General features: G+C 70.2%; 17 protein-coding genes and 1 tRNA gene. 16 read left to right on the top strand and 2 right to left on the bottom strand.

Features of this window, described 5'->3' with window-relative positions; all coding sequences use genetic code 11:
* Positions 1-7: 7 nt before the first annotated feature.
* The 15 genes from fdhE to ureC all read left to right on the top strand — a co-directional run bounded on the left by fdhE (position 8) and on the right by ureC (position 11845).
* Positions 8-1003 carry a formate dehydrogenase accessory protein FdhE gene (gene fdhE, locus ACG04R_RS21190; RefSeq protein WP_394415523.1) on the top strand — a complete coding sequence of 332 codons (996 nt, stop codon included), beginning with the start codon at positions 8-10 and terminating at the stop codon, positions 1001-1003.
* Positions 1003-2427: an L-seryl-tRNA(Sec) selenium transferase gene (gene selA / locus ACG04R_RS21185; protein WP_394415521.1), complete on the top strand. Its 1425-nt coding sequence runs from the start codon at positions 1003-1005 to the stop codon at positions 2425-2427. Before fdhE ends, selA begins: the two co-directional genes overlap by 1 nt.
* Complete coding sequence (selB, locus tag ACG04R_RS21180; RefSeq protein WP_394415519.1) at positions 2424-4292, top strand: selenocysteine-specific translation elongation factor; 1869 nt, start codon at positions 2424-2426, stop codon at positions 4290-4292. Before selA ends, selB begins: the two co-directional genes overlap by 4 nt.
* A gap of 4 nt (positions 4293-4296) precedes the next feature.
* Positions 4297-4392, top strand: a tRNA-Sec gene (locus ACG04R_RS21175).
* 141 nt (positions 4393-4533) lie between these two features.
* Positions 4534-4968 (top strand): glycine cleavage system protein H, encoded by a 435-nt coding sequence (locus ACG04R_RS21170; RefSeq protein ID WP_394415518.1) that lies wholly within the window; start codon positions 4534-4536, stop codon positions 4966-4968.
* Positions 4965-5345 (top strand): DsrE family protein, encoded by a 381-nt coding sequence (locus ACG04R_RS21165; protein WP_394415516.1) that lies wholly within the window; start codon positions 4965-4967, stop codon positions 5343-5345. The genes ACG04R_RS21170 and ACG04R_RS21165 overlap by 4 nt, the downstream gene beginning before the upstream one ends.
* A gap of 26 nt (positions 5346-5371) precedes the next feature.
* Positions 5372-6241, top strand: coding sequence for a putative selenate ABC transporter substrate-binding protein (locus ACG04R_RS21160; protein WP_394415514.1), 870 nt, complete (start codon positions 5372-5374; stop codon positions 6239-6241).
* Positions 6238-7044, top strand: a complete 807-nt coding sequence (locus ACG04R_RS21155; protein WP_394415513.1) for a phosphonate ABC transporter ATP-binding protein — start codon at positions 6238-6240, stop codon at positions 7042-7044. Before ACG04R_RS21160 ends, ACG04R_RS21155 begins: the two co-directional genes overlap by 4 nt.
* An 8-nt stretch (positions 7045-7052) precedes the next feature.
* Positions 7053-7862, top strand: coding sequence for a phosphonate ABC transporter, permease protein PhnE (gene phnE, locus ACG04R_RS21150; RefSeq protein WP_394415511.1), 810 nt, complete (start codon positions 7053-7055; stop codon positions 7860-7862).
* A gap of 92 nt (positions 7863-7954) precedes the next feature.
* Positions 7955-8689 (top strand): phosphonate ABC transporter, permease protein PhnE, encoded by a 735-nt coding sequence (gene phnE / locus ACG04R_RS21145; RefSeq protein WP_394415510.1) that lies wholly within the window; start codon positions 7955-7957, stop codon positions 8687-8689.
* Complete coding sequence (locus tag ACG04R_RS21140; protein ID WP_394415508.1) at positions 8686-9267, top strand: nitroreductase family protein; 582 nt, start codon at positions 8686-8688, stop codon at positions 9265-9267. Before phnE (ACG04R_RS21145) ends, ACG04R_RS21140 begins: the two co-directional genes overlap by 4 nt.
* Positions 9268-9345: 78 nt before the next feature.
* Entirely contained in the window at positions 9346-9648 is a 303-nt protein-coding gene (gene ureA, locus ACG04R_RS21135; protein WP_394415506.1) for an urease subunit gamma, read from the top strand.
* A gap of 9 nt (positions 9649-9657) precedes the next feature.
* Complete coding sequence (locus ACG04R_RS21130) at positions 9658-9825, top strand: hypothetical protein (RefSeq protein WP_394415504.1); 168 nt, start codon at positions 9658-9660, stop codon at positions 9823-9825.
* Positions 9825-10130, top strand: coding sequence for an urease subunit beta (locus ACG04R_RS21125; protein WP_394415812.1), 306 nt, complete (start codon positions 9825-9827; stop codon positions 10128-10130). Before ACG04R_RS21130 ends, ACG04R_RS21125 begins: the two co-directional genes overlap by 1 nt.
* Entirely contained in the window at positions 10127-11845 is a 1719-nt protein-coding gene (gene ureC / locus ACG04R_RS21120; RefSeq protein WP_394415502.1) for an urease subunit alpha, read from the top strand. The genes ACG04R_RS21125 and ureC overlap by 4 nt, the downstream gene beginning before the upstream one ends.
* Positions 11846-11972: 127 nt before the next feature.
* Here the strand turns inward: ureC and ACG04R_RS21115 are convergent, their stop codons facing one another.
* On the bottom strand, positions 11973-12551 hold the full coding sequence (locus ACG04R_RS21115) for a PEP-CTERM sorting domain-containing protein (protein WP_394415500.1): 579 nt from the start codon (positions 12549-12551) through the stop codon (positions 11973-11975).
* 381 nt (positions 12552-12932) lie between these two features.
* Between ACG04R_RS21115 and ACG04R_RS21110 the strand changes: the two genes are divergently transcribed.
* A complete protein-coding gene (locus tag ACG04R_RS21110; RefSeq protein WP_394415498.1) occupies positions 12933-13565 on the top strand; it encodes an REP-associated tyrosine transposase in 633 nt (210 codons plus the stop codon).
* Between the two features lie 66 nt (positions 13566-13631).
* On the opposite strand, the gene ACG04R_RS21105 is transcribed toward ACG04R_RS21110, so the two are convergent.
* The gene (locus tag ACG04R_RS21105) at positions 13632-14984 is read right to left on the bottom strand and encodes a tryptophan halogenase family protein (protein ID WP_394415496.1); all 1353 of its coding nucleotides are present in this window, start codon (positions 14982-14984) and stop codon (positions 13632-13634) included.
* Positions 14985-15110 lie beyond the last annotated feature (126 nt).

Genomic DNA, 15110 nt, shown 5'->3' with positions numbered 1-15110 from the left:
AACACCTGTGACCGTCGGCACCACGCACAAGATCCTCAGCCCGGAAGAGATCGCTGTCCGCGCCGGCGAGCAGCTGACCTTCCTGCACCTGCCCGAGGTCGGTGTCTTCGCCGAGCGCGCGCTGCGCCTGCGCCAGCTGGCGGCGGAGCACGCGATGCGCGACTTCCTGTTCTTCGTCGCCGAGCTGGCCGATGCCCAGCACCGCGCGCTGTCGGCCCGCGTCGACGTGCCGCTGCCTACCGCCGAGCAGGTCGAGGCGGCCGCCCGCGCGGGCCAGCCGCTGCTGCCGGCCCAGAGCTGGCCGCGCACCGCGGTGTGGCGCGACTCGCTGCGCGCGCTGCTGGCTGACCTGGCCCACCGCCTGCCTGATGGCCCGGCCAGGGCGACGGCGCTGGCGCTCGCCGTGGCCGCCGACGATCACGTGGAAACCCAGGCCGACCGCCTGCTGAATGGCGTCATGCTGGGGCTGGATCTGGCCAGCGCGCCACTGATTGCTGCCGGCCTGCAACTGCATTGGGTGCGCCTGGTCCAGCAGACCGCGGCCCGCGTCGAAGCACAGGTCGCCCCCTTCGGGCGCGTCGACGATCCCACCCGTTGCCCCTGCTGCGGCTCGGAACCGGTGGCCTCGCTGGAGCGCCTGGGTAGCGAGGGCGCCCGCTACCTGGCCTGCGGCCTGTGCACCACCCAATGGCATTACGTGCGCGTCAAGTGCGCGCACTGCCAGAGCACCAAGGGCATCTCGCTGCAGAGCCTCGTCGCGGCGGACGGCAGCAGCGCCGAGACGCAGCCCGCCGTGCAGGCCGAGTGCTGCAGCGAATGCGGCCACTACCTGAAGCTGATGCACCCGGTGCGCGACAACGGCATCGAGCCCGTCGCCGATGACCTCGCCACGCTGACGCTGGACCTGCTGGTCAGCGAGTCCGGGCTGCAGCGCCACGGGCTCAACCTGCTGCTGCTGTTCGGCGAGCCGGACGACCCGGCACCGCCAGGGAAACCCCACTGATGAACGCGCCCGACGAATCCGTGGTCCACGGTTCCAAGGCGAGGCCCCAAGACCTGCCGGCCCTGGACAGACTGCTGCGCGACTGCGCGCCGCTGGTCGCCGAGCATGGCCACACGCTCGTCGCGCGCGAGGCGAGGGCGTTGCTGGACGGCCTGCGCGCCCGCGCCGTTGCTGGCGACCTGCTGCGTGCCGAGGTCGCCGCGCTGCCGCAAGCCTTGGCGGCGCGCGTCGAGTCCCGCATGCAGCCGGCCATGCGCGCCGTGCTCAACCTGACCGGCACCGTCATCCACACCAACCTCGGCCGCTCGCTGCTGGCCGACGCGGCGCTTCAGCAGGTCATGGCGCTGATGGGCTCGCCCAACAACCTGGAGTTCGACCTCGAGCGGGGTGCCCGCGGCGACCGCGACGACCTCATCGAAGACCTGCTCTGCGAGCTGACCGGCGCCGAGGCCGCCACCGTCGTCAACAACAACGCCGCCGCCGTGCTGCTGGGCATCGCGGCGCTGGCGCGTGGCCGGGAGGCCATCGTGTCGCGCGGCGAGCTGGTCGAGATCGGCGGCGCCTTCCGCATGCCCGACGTGATGAGCGCGGCCGGCGCGACGCTGGTGGAGGTGGGCACCACCAACCGCACCCACCCGCGCGACTACGAGCAGGCCATCACGCCGCGCACCGGCCTCATCGTCAAGGTCCACACCAGCAACTACCAGGTGCAGGGCTTCACGTCGTCGGTCGACGAGGCGACGCTGGCGCCCATCGCGCGGCAGGCCGGCGTGCCGCTGATGACCGACCTCGGCAGCGGCGCGCTGGTGGATTTGTCCAAGTGGGGCCTGCCCGCCGAGCCGCTGCCGCAGGCCATGCTGGCCGCGGGCTGCGACGTCGTGACCTTCAGCGGCGACAAGCTGCTGGGCGGCCCGCAGGCCGGATTGATCGTTGGCAGCAAGGCCGCCGTGGGCCGCATCCGCAAGTTCCCGATGAAGCGCGCGCTGCGCCTGTCCAAGCTGCCGTTTGCGGCGCTGGAGGCAACGCTGCGCCTCTACCTGCGGCCCGAGCGGCTGGTGCGGGACCTGCCCACGCTGCGGCTGCTGACCCGGAATCCGGCACAGATCGCCGACCTCGCGCAGCGCCTGCTCCCCGACATGGCCGCCGCCGTCGCGCCACGCTTCGCGGTCGAGACTGTCGCGCTGCAAAGCCAGATCGGCTCCGGCTCGCTGCCCGTCGAACGCATCCCGTCGGCGGGCCTCGCCATCACCGCGGCCGATGGCCGTGGCCGCACGCTGGAGGCGCTGGCCACCGCGTTGCGCGGCCTGCCGCGGCCCGTCATCGGCCGCATCCACGACGACCGCCTGCTGCTGGACCTGCGCTGCCTGGAAGCGCCTGCGCTGCTGACCTCGCAGCTGGGCGTGCTGAAGGAGGCGCTGGCGTGATCGTCGGGACGGCCGGCCACATCGACCACGGCAAGACGACGCTGGTGCACGCGCTCACCGGCGTCGACACCGACCGCCTTCCCGAGGAGAAGGCGCGCGGCATCAGCATCGAGCTGGGCTATGCCTACGTCGACGTGCCGGGGCTGGGCGAGCGCCTGGGTTTCATCGACGTCCCCGGCCACGAGAAGCTCGTCCACACGATGCTGGCCGGCGCCAGCGGCATCGACTTCGCGCTGCTGCTCGTCGCGGCCGACGATGGCGTCATGCCGCAGACCCGCGAGCACCTGGCCGTGCTGAGCCTGCTGGGCCTCACGCGCGGCGCCGTGGCCATCACCAAGGTGGACCGTGCCGAGCCCGGCCGCGTCGACGCGCTGGCCGGCGAGATGCGCGCGCTGCTCGCCGGCACGGGGCTGGACGCCGCGCCCATCCTGCCCGTCTGCGCGCCCACGGGGCAGGGCGTTCGCGCGCTGCGCGAGCTGCTGTTCGACGCCGCCCGCCACACGCCGCCCCGCCACACGCATGGCCTTGCGCCGCGGCTGGCCGTGGACCGCGCCTTCACGCTGGACGGCGTCGGCACCGTCGTCACCGGCACGCTGCATGCGGGCGAGATCAGCGTCGGCGCGGAACTCCAGCTCACCGGGAGCCGTGCCCGCGTGCGCAGCCTGCACGCGCAGAACCGGCCGGTCGAGCGCGCCCAGGCCGGCCAGCGCTGTGCCGTGGCCCTGGCCGGCATCGCCAAGGAGGATGCGCCGCGCGGCGCCTGGCTCACCGCGCCTCACGTGGCGCTGGCCACGGACCGGCTCGATGCCCGCCTGCGTCTGTGGCCCGGCGAGCCGCGGCCGCTGCGCTCCGGCGCGCGCGTGCACCTGCATGTCGGTGCACAGAGCATGACGGCCAGCGTGGCGGTGCTCGACGGTGACCAGATCGAGCCGGGCGCCTCCGGCCGCGTGCAGCTGGTCTGCCAGGGCACCGTCGGTGCGTGGCGTGGCGACCGTCTCGTGCTGCGCGATGCCAGCGCCACCCGCACGCTGGCCGGCGGTGTCGTGCTCGACCCCTTCGCGCCGGCGCGCTACCGCCGCACGCCGGAGCGGCTGGACGAGCTGGCCGCCTGCGAGCTGCCCTCCACGGCGCGCCGCCGCGAGCGGCTGCTGGCGCTGTCCCGGCTGGGGCTGGACCTGGCCCGCTTCGGGCAGGCTGAGGGGCTGGCCGAGCCGCAGCAGGGCTGGGCGCTGGGCGAGGCCGCCGGCGCGGTGCTCACGCAGCGGCTGCTGGCCGTGCTGGCCGAGTTCCACGCCCGCTCGCCCGACGAGCTCGGGCCGGACGCCGCCCGCCTGCGCCGGCTGGTGGCGCCGCGCATCGCCGATGCGCTGTGGCGGGACGTGCTGGCCGACCTGCGAGCGACGGGCCACATCGCCGTGCGCGGCGCCTGTGTGCACTTGCCGGCCCACGGCGTTCAGCTGTCCACCGCCGAGCAGCGCATCGCGCAGAAGATCGCCCCCCACCTCGCCGCCGCGGGTGCCGAAGGTGCCTGGGCGCGCGACCTGGCCAAGGACTGTGCCGAGCCCGAGCCGCTGCTGCGCGCGACGCTGGCGCGGCTGGCCCAGCAGGGCGAGCTGCACCAGGTCGTGAAAGACCTCTACTGCGACACCGCGACGATGACGCGGCTCGCGACCCTGGCCCGCGCGCTGGGCGCCGAGCATGGCAAGGTCACGGCAGCGGCCTTCCGCGACGCAACCGGCCTGGGCCGCAAGCGTGCCATCCAGCACCTGGAACATTTCGACCGCGTCGGCCTGCTGCGTCGCGTGGGCGACGAGCACAAGTTGAGGCCGGACAGCGCGCTGTTTGCGCCGGTCGTATCGTCATGAACAGGGAAAGAGAACGACACCGGTGTGTCGGCCGGGCTTCAAACCCGGTGGGTGGCGCCACGCGTCGCCGGGTGGGTTCGACTCCCACCTCTTTCCGCCATTTGGCATTCATTCGGCGGCTGCGCGACCCGATCTCGCGCCTGCGATGCTCGCCGTACCCGAGTACGGCTGCGCTTCTCGACGCAACCTCGGGCCGCTCGCGACGCCGACTGAAGGCCAAATCGTGTGGAGAGATGCGTCCATGACCGCCGCCGATCTGCCTCCCGGCTTCTGGCTCTGGCCCGAGGACCAGACCTGGGCACAGCCGCTGCTGGGCGGGCATGTGCTCGTCGGCATCACGGCGCTGGGCCTGAAGGCGTCGGGTGATATCTACATGTGCCGGCCCAAGCCGGTTGGCAGCGAGGTGGCGCAGGGCCGCTCCATCGGCGTCGTCGAGCTGTCCAAGTCCATCGTGTCGGTGAAGTCGCCGCTGTCCGGCGTCGTCGTGCGCGTCAACGTCGCACTGGAGGATCGGCCCGAGCTGATCCACCAGTCGCCCTACGACGCCGGCTGGCTGGTCGAGCTGGCGCCGTCGAAGCTCGACGGAGAGAAGCCCAGGCTCGCGGTCGATGAGGCCGCCATCCGCGAGGCGCAGGCCCGCTGGGTCTGGTTCAACAAGCTGGACACCGCGCCGTGAAGCGCAGCGGCCTCGCCATCCTGCTGTGGGCGGCCGACCCCGGCGACCCGGTGCGCCTGGCCACGCCGTTTGCGCACGCGGCTGCGGCGGCGGCGCTGGAGATGCAGGTGGAGGTCTATTTCTCCGCCCGCGCCGTGCTGTTGCTCAAACCGGGCGTGGCGGCGCAACTGCGCGCGTCCGACCGCTTCGACAAGACGATTGCCGACTGGATGGACGATGCGCTGGAGCATGGCGCGCGCTTCTTCGCCTGCGCCGACGCGCTCGCCGCGCAGGGGCTCACGCACGACGACCTGATCCCCGCCGGCCGGCGCCACGGTGGTGCTGTCCAATACGCCTCCCGCGCCGCCCATTCGGCGTGGGCCACCCTGGTGTTCTGACACCTCAACCCCTCAGGAGAATTCACATGGCCCTCTCTCGTGTCGTCGCCAGTCTGGCGCGCGGTGTGGTGATGTCGCTGGCGCTGGCCGGCGTGGCGGCGCAGGCCCAGCAGGTGCTGCGCGTGACGGCCATCCCCGACGAGTCCCCCACCGAGCTGGCGCGCAAGTTCGCGCCGCTGGGCCAGTACCTGGAGAGCAAGCTGGGCATGAAGGTCGAATGGACGCCGGTGACCGACTACGCCGCCGCCGTCGAAACCGTCGTCAGCAAGAAGATCGACCTGGCCTGGTTCGGCGGCTTCACCTTCGTGCAGGCCAGCGTGCGCTCGGGCGGCAAGATCGTGCCGCTGGTGCAGCGCGAGGAGGACGAGAAGTTCCGCTCCGTCTTCATCACCGACAAGGCCAGCGGCATCAACAAGCTGGAAGACCTGAAAGGCAAGACGCTGTCCTTCGGCTCGCAGAGCAGCACCTCGGGCCACCTGATGCCGCGCAGCTACCTGCTGGCCGCGAAGATCAATCCCGACACGGACCTCAAGCGCGTGGCCTTCAGCGGCGCGCACGACGCGACCATTGCCGCCGTGGCCAGCGGCAAGGTGGATGCCGGCGCGCTGAACATCTCGGTGTGGGAGAAGTTCGTCGCCGACAAGAAGGTGGACACGAGCCAGGTCAAGGTCTTCTACACGACGCCGCCTTACTTCGACTACAACTGGTCCGTCCATGCCGACATGCCGCAGGCGCTGCAGGACAAGATCAAGGCCGCCTTCCTGGCACTGGACCCGAACACGCCGCAGGGCAAGGAGATCCTGGGCCTGCAGCGTGCGACGAAGTTCGTGCCGACCAAGCCCGAGAACTACACCGGCATCAAGGCCGCCGCCGAGAACGCGGGCCTGTTGAAGTGATCGAGCTGTCCGGCATCGACGCCGCCGCGCTGGGCGGCACGGTGCGGGTGCTGAACGGCGTCAACCTCGCCATCGCGAAGGGCGAGCCGCTGGCCGTCATTGGCGCGTCGGGCGCGGGCAAGACGACGCTGCTGAACCTGCTCGCGCTGATGCAGGCGCCGCTGGCCGGCCGGTTCACGCTGGACGGCGACGAGCCGTGGGCGCGCAGTCGTGGCGAGCGCCAGCGCCTGCGCGCCGGCATCGCCTTGGCACCGCAGCAGCCACCGCTGCCGCCGCGCCAGCGCGTGGCCGTGGCGGTGCTGGCGGCGCGGCTGCCGGGCATGTCGCTGGCGCGCAGCCTGCGCACGCTGTGGAGCCCGCCGGATGCGCCGCTGGCCCAGGCCGCGCTGGAGCAGCTGGGCCTGCCCGATAAGCTGTGGCTGCGCGTGGACCGCCTCTCCGGCGGCGAGCGCCAGCGTGTGGGCCTGGCGCGGCTGCTGGTGTCCGAGTCGCGCCTGTGGCTGGCCGACGAGCCGCTGGCCGCGCTGGACCCGGCCCGTGCCGGGATGACGCTGACCGTGCTGCGCCGCGAAGCCGCCGCGCGCGGGGCGGCGCTGGTGTGCAGCCTGCATCAGGTGGACCTGGCGCTGAAGCACTTCCCGCGCGTCGTCGCGCTGCGCGCCGGCCGCGTCGTCTACGACGGCCCGCCCGACGCCATCGACGAAGACCTGCTGGAGGAGCTCTACCGCAGTCAGGACGAGGCGCCGCCGGAGATCGCGCCGCTGCCCCAGCCGGTGCCGCTGCCGCAGGCGATGTGTCGCTGATGCCGGCGATGACATTGCGCGACCCCGCCCTGGCACGCCGCTGGGCGCTGCTGCTGGCCGCCCTCGTGCTGGCCTGGCCGCTGCTGGTGCTGGCCGAGTTCAAGCCGTGGACGCTGCTGGACGAGCGCAGCCTGCGCTTCACCGGCCGCTACCTCGCGCAGTTCTTTCCGCCGCGCGTGGAGGCCGCCTTCCTGGCCGAGCTGGCGCGCGAGACCTGGCGCACCGTCGCCATCGCCACGTCCGGCATGACGCTGGCGCTCGCTATCGCCGTGCCCACGGCGCTGCTGGCCACGGCGCGGCTGTCCGCCAGCACGCTGGAGGGGCGCCCCGGTCCGGCGCGCTGGCTGCGCCGCGCGGTGCGGGCGCTGCTGGTGGCGCTGCGCTCCATCCCCGAGCTGGTGTGGGCGCTGGTGTTCGTGCGCGTCGTGGGCCTGGGGCCCACGGCCGGCGTGCTGGCCATCGCCATCGCCTACGGCGGCATGCTGGGCAAGGTCTACGCCGAGATCCTGGAGAGCGCCGACCCCGCGCCCACGCAGGCGCTGCTGCGCGGCGGAGCCGGCCGGCTGCAGGCGCTGCTGTTCGGCGCGCTGCCCGGCTGCCTGCCCGAGCTGCTGAGCTACACCGTCTACCGCTGGGAGTGCGCGGTGCGCTCGTCCGTCGTGCTGGGTTTCGTCGGCGCGGGCGGGCTGGGGCAGCTGCTGGACAGCGCGTCCAAGATGTTCGCCGGCTCGGAAGTCAGCACCATCCTGCTGGTGTTCATCGCGTTGGTGATGGCCAGCGACGCGTTCAGCCGATGGCTGCGTGGGAGGCTCGATTGACGCAGCCCCCACGCTCACTTCGTTCGCTGCCCCCCGAGGGGGCGTCGGCGCCTCCGGGCGGCCGAGCGGCGCCGAGGCTTTCCACCGCCGCCGTGCTGCTGGGCCTGGTTGTCCTCGTCGTCGCGAGCTTCGTGTCGCTGGACCTGCAGTGGGCCGCCTTCCTCGGCCCTCAGGCGCTGGGGGACATGGGCCGTTTCGTCGGCGGCTTCTTCCCGCCCGAGACGGCGCCGGGCTTTCTCGCCAAGACCGGCTGGGCGCTGCTGGAGACGCTGGCGATGTCGGCGCTGGGCACGGCGCTGGCCGTCGTCGGCGGCCTGCTGTTGGCGCTGCCGGCGGCCGGCCGCGGCGTGACGCGTGCGGCGGCCCGGCTGGTGCTGAACGCGCTGCGCAGCGTGCCGGAGCTGGTCTGGGCCGTGCAGCTGCTCATCCTCGCCGGCCTGGGCCCGCTGCCGGGCACGCTGGCGCTGGCGCTGCACACCAGCGGCGTGCTGGGCCGGCTGTTCGCCGAGAGCTTCGAGAACGCGCCGCCCGACGCCGCCCTCGCGCTGCGCCAGCGCGGCGTCGGCGCGGTGCGCGTGTGGCTGTTCGCCACACTGCCGCAGACGCTGCCGCAGCTGGCCAGCTACACGCTCTACCGCTGGGAGAACAACATCCGCGCGGCCAGCGTGATGGGCGTCGTCGGTGCCGGCGGCCTGGGGCAGATGCTGAGCTACCACCTGGGCCTGTTCCAGATGCACGAGACCTGCACCGTGCTGGCGGCGATGATGCTGCTCGTGGCGCTGGTGGATGCCCTGTCCTGGCGCCTGAGACAAGGCCTGACCCGATGACCGACTCTGCCCTCGATACGCTGCTGACCCGTTACTCGGTCGGCCCCAAGCACCTCGTCGAGCCCGGCCCCGACGACGCCCAGCTCGCGCTGATGGCGCAGGCCGCACTGCGTGCACCGGACCACGCCGAATTGGTGCCTTACCGCTTCAAATTGGTGCGAGGTGCTGCGAAGCAGGCCATGGCCGACCTGTTCGCTGACGCGGCCCGCGAGGCCGGCAAGGGCGAGGACGGCGCCGCGCTGGATGCCGAACGCGCGCTGCGGCCGCCGGTCACCGTCGCCGTCATCGCGCGCATCGACTTGGGGCATCCGCAGGTGCCGGCCCACGAGCAGTGGGCGGCGCTGGGCGGCGCTGTCGCCAACTTCCTGACGGCGGCGCACGCGCTGGGCTTCGGCGGCAAGATGCTCAGCGGCGCCAAGGTCCGCCACCCGGCCATCGCCGCGGCGTTCTGCGCACCAGGCGAGACGCTGGTGGGCTGGATCGCGCTGGGCACGCCAGCCCGCAAGCCTTCCGGCCTCGCCCGCAAGCCCTCCGCCACCGACGTGATGCAAGATTGGCATCCGCCTTGCAAGCCCTGACACCATGGAACTGACACCTAGAGCTCGGCCGGCCTTGGCGGCCGCACGTGCTAACTGAAAAGAATCGAGCGAAGCGAGATGGAATTAACTCCACGTGAGAAGGACAAGCTGCTGCTGTTCACGGCAGCGCTGCTCGCCGAGCGCCGCAAGGCCCGCGGCCTGAAGCTCAACTACCCCGAGGCCGTGGCGCTCATCAGCGCCGCCATCCTCGAAGGCGCCCGCGACGGCAAGACCGTTGCCGAGCTGATGAGCGACGGCCGCACCGTGCTGACACGCGCCGACGTCATGGACGGCATCGCCGAGATGATCCCGGAGATCCAGGTCGAGGCCACCTTCCCGGACGGCACCAAGCTCGTCACCGTCCACCAACCCATTGCCTGAGGCCTTCCCATGCGCAAGATGCTTCTGTTGCTTCCCCTGATCGGCGCCTCCGCCATGGCCCACGACGGCCACGGCATGGCCGGCCCGCATGTTCACGGTTGGGACAGTGCCGGCCTGATGGCCCTCGTCGCCGTGGCCGGCGTGGCCGTGTGGTGGCTCACCCAGGGCCGCAAGTGATGATCCCCGGCGAGCTGATCACCGCCGACGGCGAGCACGAACTCAACCCCGGCCGCCGCACGCTGACCCTCAAGGTCGCCAACACCGGCACCCGGCCCATCCAGGTGGGCTCGCACTACCACTTCGCCGAGACCAACGCGGCCCTCGGCTTCGACCGCGACGCCGCGCGCGGCATGCGCCTCAACATCTGCAGCGGCACTGCCGTGCGCTTCGAGCCCGGGCAGACGCGCACTGTCGAGCTCGTCGACCTCGGCGGCGACCGCGCCGTGTGGGGCTTCCGCGGCCTCGTCCAGGGAAAACTATGAAGATCAGTCGGCGTGCCTATGCCGAGATGCTCGGCCCCACCGTCGGCGACAAGCTGCGCCTGGCCGACACCGCCCTCGTCATCGAGATCGAAAAAGACTTCACGCTGGCCGCCGGCGGCTACGGCGAGGAAGTGAAGTTCGGCGGTGGCAAGACCGTGCGCGACGGCATGGGCCAGTCGCAGCGCCCGAACGGCCCCGGCGCCGGTGACGCGGTCGACACCGTCATCACCAACGCCGTCATCGTCGACCACTGGGGCATCGTCAAGGCCGACATCGGCCTGCGCGGCTGCCGCATCGCCGCCATCGGCAAGGCCGGCAACCCCGACGTGCAGCCCGGCGTGGACATCGTCATCGGCCCCGGCACCGAAATCATCGCGGGCGAGGGCTTCATCGTGACGCCCGGCGCCATCGACACGCACATCCACTTCATCTGCCCGCAGCAGATCGAAGAGGCGCTGATGAGCGGCGTGACGACCATGATCGGCGGCGGCACCGGCCCCGCCACCGGCACGCTGGCCACCACCTGCACGCCCGGCCCGCACCACATCGCCACGATGCTGAAGGCGGCCGAAGCCTTCCCGATGAACCTCGGCTTCCTCGGCAAGGGCAATGCGTCACGCCCCGAAGGCCTGATGCAGCAGATCGACGCCGGCGCCATCGGCCTGAAGCTGCACGAGGACTGGGGCACCACGCCCGCCGCCATCGACAACTGCCTGAGCGTGGCCGAGCTGACCGACACGCAGGTCGCCATCCACACCGACACGCTGAATGAAAGCGGCTTCGTCGAGGACACGATTGCCGCCTTCAAGGGCCGCACCATCCACAGCTTCCACACCGAAGGCGCGGGCGGCGGCCATGCGCCGGACATCATGAAGGTGGTGGGCGAAGCCAACGTGCTGCCCAGCTCCACCAACCCGACGCGGCCGTTCACCGTCAACACGCTGGACGAGCACCTCGACATGCTGATGGTGTGCCACCACCTGGACGCTGGCATCGCCGAGGACCTGGCCTTCGCCGAGAGCCGCATCCGCCGCGAGACCATCGCCGCCGAAGACATCCTGCACGACCTCGGCGCCATCAGCATGTTCAGCTCCGACTCGCAGGCCATGGGCCGCGTGGGTGAGGTCTCCCTGCGCTGCTGGCAGACCGCGCACAAGATGAAGGTGCAGCGCGGGTCAATGCCGGGCGACGGCGCCGGCAACGACAACGCCCGCGTGAAGCGCTACCTCGCCAAGCTGGCCATCAACCCCGCGCTGGCCCACGGCATCAGCCACGAGGTGGGCTCGATCGAGGTGGGCAAGTGGGCCGACCTCGTGCTGTGGAAGCCGGCCTTCTTCGGCGTGAAGCCGGCGCTGATCCTGAAAGGCGGCTTCATCGCCGCCGCCGCGATGGGCGACCCCAACGCCTCCATCCCGACGCCGCAGCCGGTGCACTATCGGCCGATGTTCGGCTCGTTCGGATCAGCCCTGTCGCAGGGTTCGCTGACGTTCGTGAGCCAGGCCGGCCAGGGCAACGTCGAGAAGCTGGGCCTAGCCAAGACGCTGGTGCCGGTGAAGGGCTGCCGCACGGTGAAGAAGACCGACATGGTCCACAACCACTACCTGCCGACGATGGAGATCGACGCGCAGACCTACGAGGTGAGGGCGGACGGCGTGCTGCTGACCTGCGAGCCAGCGAAGGAGTTGCCGATGGCGCAGAGATATTTCTTGTTCTGAGTGCGGCCTCTGGCGGCGCTTGCTGTGGCGTCTGCGCGGGCAGGCGGCTGCCGGTTGCAAGCCGGGGCGGGGCGCTGGACAAGCCCTTACCGGCCAGCTCCCAGCGCCGAGCCCCGGCGAACGTGATTCACGACGACGTCGGGTGCCGGCGACGACGCGGGACGTACAGCGCCAGCGCCAAGCCCAGGCTCGCCAGTCCCAGCGTTGCGGGTTCGGGCACCGTACCACCGCCTCCCGAGACCGGGATCAGGACGGGGTCTGCCGTGAAATTGAGCGAGATGGAGCCGGGCGGGTCCGACACGGTCAGATATCCGCCCGTGATGTTCCGGAACGCAACGCCGAAGGGACTGCCGGGCGTGGGATTCGAAACGCCTTCACCCGACTCCAGTGCGATGCCGCTGCCGGTATCGAGGCAGTTCAGCGTGGCGCCGCACACGCTGAGCAGCAGCCCAGCGCCGGGAATCGTCGACGGAATTTCTTCAAAGATCAGCGCCATGTTGTGGCTGCCGCTCGTGCCGGGATAGTCGTTGGTGCGGATGTTCAGGGTCGTCAATTGCTTGCCGCCGTACACGAGCAGCGGGTTGAGCGTCGCCACGGAATTGGTCGTGTCGTAGACGAAGTCGGTGAAATTGAAGCCGCCGTAAGTGCCGGCCGTGACCTCGAAGTTCCAACTGGCCAGGCCCGTGCCTGTGGCGTTGAGCGTCATGGACCCGCCCAGCTTGCCACCGCCCTGAAGCGGCAGCGGTTGTAGCGCCCCAACAGGCGCCGGGTTCGCGACTGCTGTCACAGGCACGAGAGCCTGTGCAGTCAGTACGCTTGTTATGACGGCCAGCGTCCTGGCCGCTTTGCAAATTCGCATCATGCGCTCCTTGATATTGAATTGAGTCAGACCTTGGCGAATGCCAGTCCTGACCGCTCCATTCGCACACCTTGCGCCGGATACGTCAGTTAGAACATCCACGAGCGCAGGCTAGCAATTGCCCGTTGCCTTGGCTGTCCCGCCTTCACGGCATACGGTTCTAGGGGTGAGGAGCCTTCTGAACGCGGGTTGCCGCCACGACGACTTCGGCGAAAACCGCCGCTGATCATGACGGGCGGCCTCATCGCCGAAGCTGCGATGGGCGATGCGAATGCATCTGTCTCGATGCCACGGCCGGTGCACTGCCGGCCGATGTTCGGTGAGTTCCGAGCAGCCTTGTCGCAGGGCTCACTGACCTTCGTCAGCCAGCTCGGTAGGTTGCTGAATGCGGCTGACCGCAGTGGCAGCCTGCTGACGGACCACATCGACGCGCTGCGCGACAGCTTCCGCACGGTGCGCCGGTCACGTCCGTTCGAGATGGACGCGATTTGCGTGCTGCCCGACCACCTGCACCTGCTGATGACATTGCCGCGCGAAGACGCTGACTTCGCCACGCGCCTCATGCTGCATCAAGCAAGGTTTCTCGCGGCGGATACCGCAAGGCGAACGCATATCAGCGCAAGCCGTGCTTCCAAGGGCGAACGAGGGCTCTGGCAGCGGCCCTACTGGGAACACCTCGTCCGCGCCGACGCTGACTTCGAGCGGCATGTGGACTACATCCATTTCAATCCGGTCAAGCATGGCTGGGTCGAGCGAGCCGCCGACTGGCCGCGCTCCAGCATTCATCGCTTCATTCGCGATGGTGTCGTCGATGCTTCGTGGGCGAGCGTGAGCGGCGTGGAGATGGATGCGGGCGAGTAGGGCGTTGGGGTTCGCAAGCTCACCCCAACCTACAAGCTGCCGCTGCTTTCCCAGCCTCCGGCGCGTTCACCGGCCTGCCGGCATCCAGCGCGCAGAGGTGTCCTCCGGCACCGGCGCTGGGCAGAAGCTCTGGAGCCAGGCCTGGTGCTTGGGTAGCTTCGCGAATGTCCGCGCCACCTCCTTGCGAATGCCGTTCAGGAAATCCGCGAGATCGCCGTTCGCCATCTGGCGGGTGATCGGGTGGTGGGCCTTGGGCGTGATGCCCTGGCCCATCATTACCTGCACCCAAGAGTTCTCGGCGAACAGCTCCAGCGGCGCGATCACGACACGGGCCGTGTCGCGGAACAGCTGGATGCGATGCCGGAGCTTTTCAGGCACGTCCATGTCGCGGCAGTAGCGCCAGAACTCCGTGTCGTCGCGGTTGGTGACCTTGTAGTGCAGCACGACGAAGTTGCGGACGACTTCGATGGCCTCGTTGGTCTGGTTGTTGTATTCGTCGATATCGCTCTGGCAGATGCCGTCGGTCGGGAACATCTCGATCAGGCGGGTCACGCCCTTCTGGACCAGGTGGATGCTGGTCGACTCCAGTGGCTCGATGAAGCCGGTCGACAAACCGATGCCGACGCAGTTGTGCTTCCACACCTGCTTGCGTTGGCCCGGCGTGAACTTGATGACCTTGGGCGTGCGCAGCACTTCCCCTTGCACATTGGCGAGCAGCGTCGCCTTTGCATCGTCGTCGCTCAGGTACTTGCTGCAGTAGACGAGGCCGTGGCCCACGCGGTGCTGCAGGGGGATCTGCCATTGCCAGCCCCAGGGGTGGGCGATGGCACGGGTGTAGGGCACCGGATCGCGCGCCGGCGTGGTCTGCGTGGCCACGGCGCCGTCGCAGGGCAGCCAGTGCTGCCAGCTCTCGAAGGGCACGCCCAGCGCGCCGCCCAGCAGCAGCGAACGCATGCCGGTGCAGTCGACGAAGAAGTCGCCTTCGATCAACTCGCCACTGGCCAGCGCCAAGCCGGTGATGTGGCCGCTTTGCGCATCGGTACGGACCTCGGCGATCTTGCCTTCGATGCGCTTCACGCCAAGGGCTTCGGAGAAGCGGCGCATGAATTGGCCGTACAGGGCCGCGTCGAAGTGGTAGGCGAAGTTGATGCCGTTGTCCGGCAGCGTCATGAACCGGTCGTCCTGGGCCGCGCGCAATTCGAGGCAGTAGTCGCCATAGTCGCTGGCCAGGCCGCGCTTCCTGGCTTCCAGCCAGAAATGATGGAAGCCAGCCGTCCAGTGTCCCTGGCCGGTCCTGCCGAAGGAGTGGATGTAGTTTTCGCCGATGTTGCGCCAGTTCTCGAAACTGATGCCCAGCTTGATGGTGGCCTGGGTGGCCTGCATGAACTCCTTCTCGTCGAGATCGAGGACGGTATGCATTGTTGGCGCCGATCTAAATTTGACCCACCCTGCCGATTGAACTTTGACCCAGGGCTTGGGGCCGGCATCGGCTGACGCCGGCTGTGGACAACTGTAGCGCTGAGCTCGGTCAGCCCGCCTCGTCGC

The sequence above is a fragment of the Pelomonas candidula genome (assembly GCF_043555985.1).
In the GTDB taxonomy this organism is placed as follows: domain Bacteria; phylum Pseudomonadota; class Gammaproteobacteria; order Burkholderiales; family Burkholderiaceae_C; genus Pelomonas; species Pelomonas candidula.
Note: the sequence above shows the minus strand (reverse complement) of the source record. Positions and strands in the feature narration are given on the sequence as shown.

What these genes read in the sequence shown, in the direction of transcription:
- ACG04R_RS21130 (WP_394415504.1), top strand. Translation starts at nt 9,658, where the DNA reads ATGCGCAAGATGCTTCTGTTGCTTCCCCTGATCGGCGCCTCCGCCATG.
- ACG04R_RS21110 (WP_394415498.1), top strand. Translation starts at nt 12,933, where the DNA reads ATGACGGGCGGCCTCATCGCCGAAGCTGCGATGGGCGATGCGAATGCA.
- ACG04R_RS21160 (WP_394415514.1), top strand. Translation starts at nt 5,372, where the DNA reads ATGGCCCTCTCTCGTGTCGTCGCCAGTCTGGCGCGCGGTGTGGTGATG.
- ureA (WP_394415506.1), top strand. Translation starts at nt 9,346, where the DNA reads ATGGAATTAACTCCACGTGAGAAGGACAAGCTGCTGCTGTTCACGGCA.
- ACG04R_RS21115 (WP_394415500.1), bottom strand. Translation starts at nt 12,551, where the DNA reads ATGACGCTCAACGCCACAGGCACGGGCCTGGCCAGTTGGAACTTCGAG.
- selA (WP_394415521.1), top strand. Translation starts at nt 1,003, where the DNA reads ATGAACGCGCCCGACGAATCCGTGGTCCACGGTTCCAAGGCGAGGCCC.
- ACG04R_RS21125 (WP_394415812.1), top strand. Translation starts at nt 9,825, where the DNA reads ATGATCCCCGGCGAGCTGATCACCGCCGACGGCGAGCACGAACTCAAC.
- ACG04R_RS21105 (WP_394415496.1), bottom strand. Translation starts at nt 14,984, where the DNA reads ATGCATACCGTCCTCGATCTCGACGAGAAGGAGTTCATGCAGGCCACC.
- ureC (WP_394415502.1), top strand. Translation starts at nt 10,127, where the DNA reads ATGAAGATCAGTCGGCGTGCCTATGCCGAGATGCTCGGCCCCACCGTC.
- ACG04R_RS21140 (WP_394415508.1), top strand. Translation starts at nt 8,686, where the DNA reads ATGACCGACTCTGCCCTCGATACGCTGCTGACCCGTTACTCGGTCGGC.
- phnE (WP_394415511.1), top strand. Translation starts at nt 7,053, where the DNA reads ATGACATTGCGCGACCCCGCCCTGGCACGCCGCTGGGCGCTGCTGCTG.
- ACG04R_RS21170 (WP_394415518.1), top strand. Translation starts at nt 4,534, where the DNA reads ATGACCGCCGCCGATCTGCCTCCCGGCTTCTGGCTCTGGCCCGAGGAC.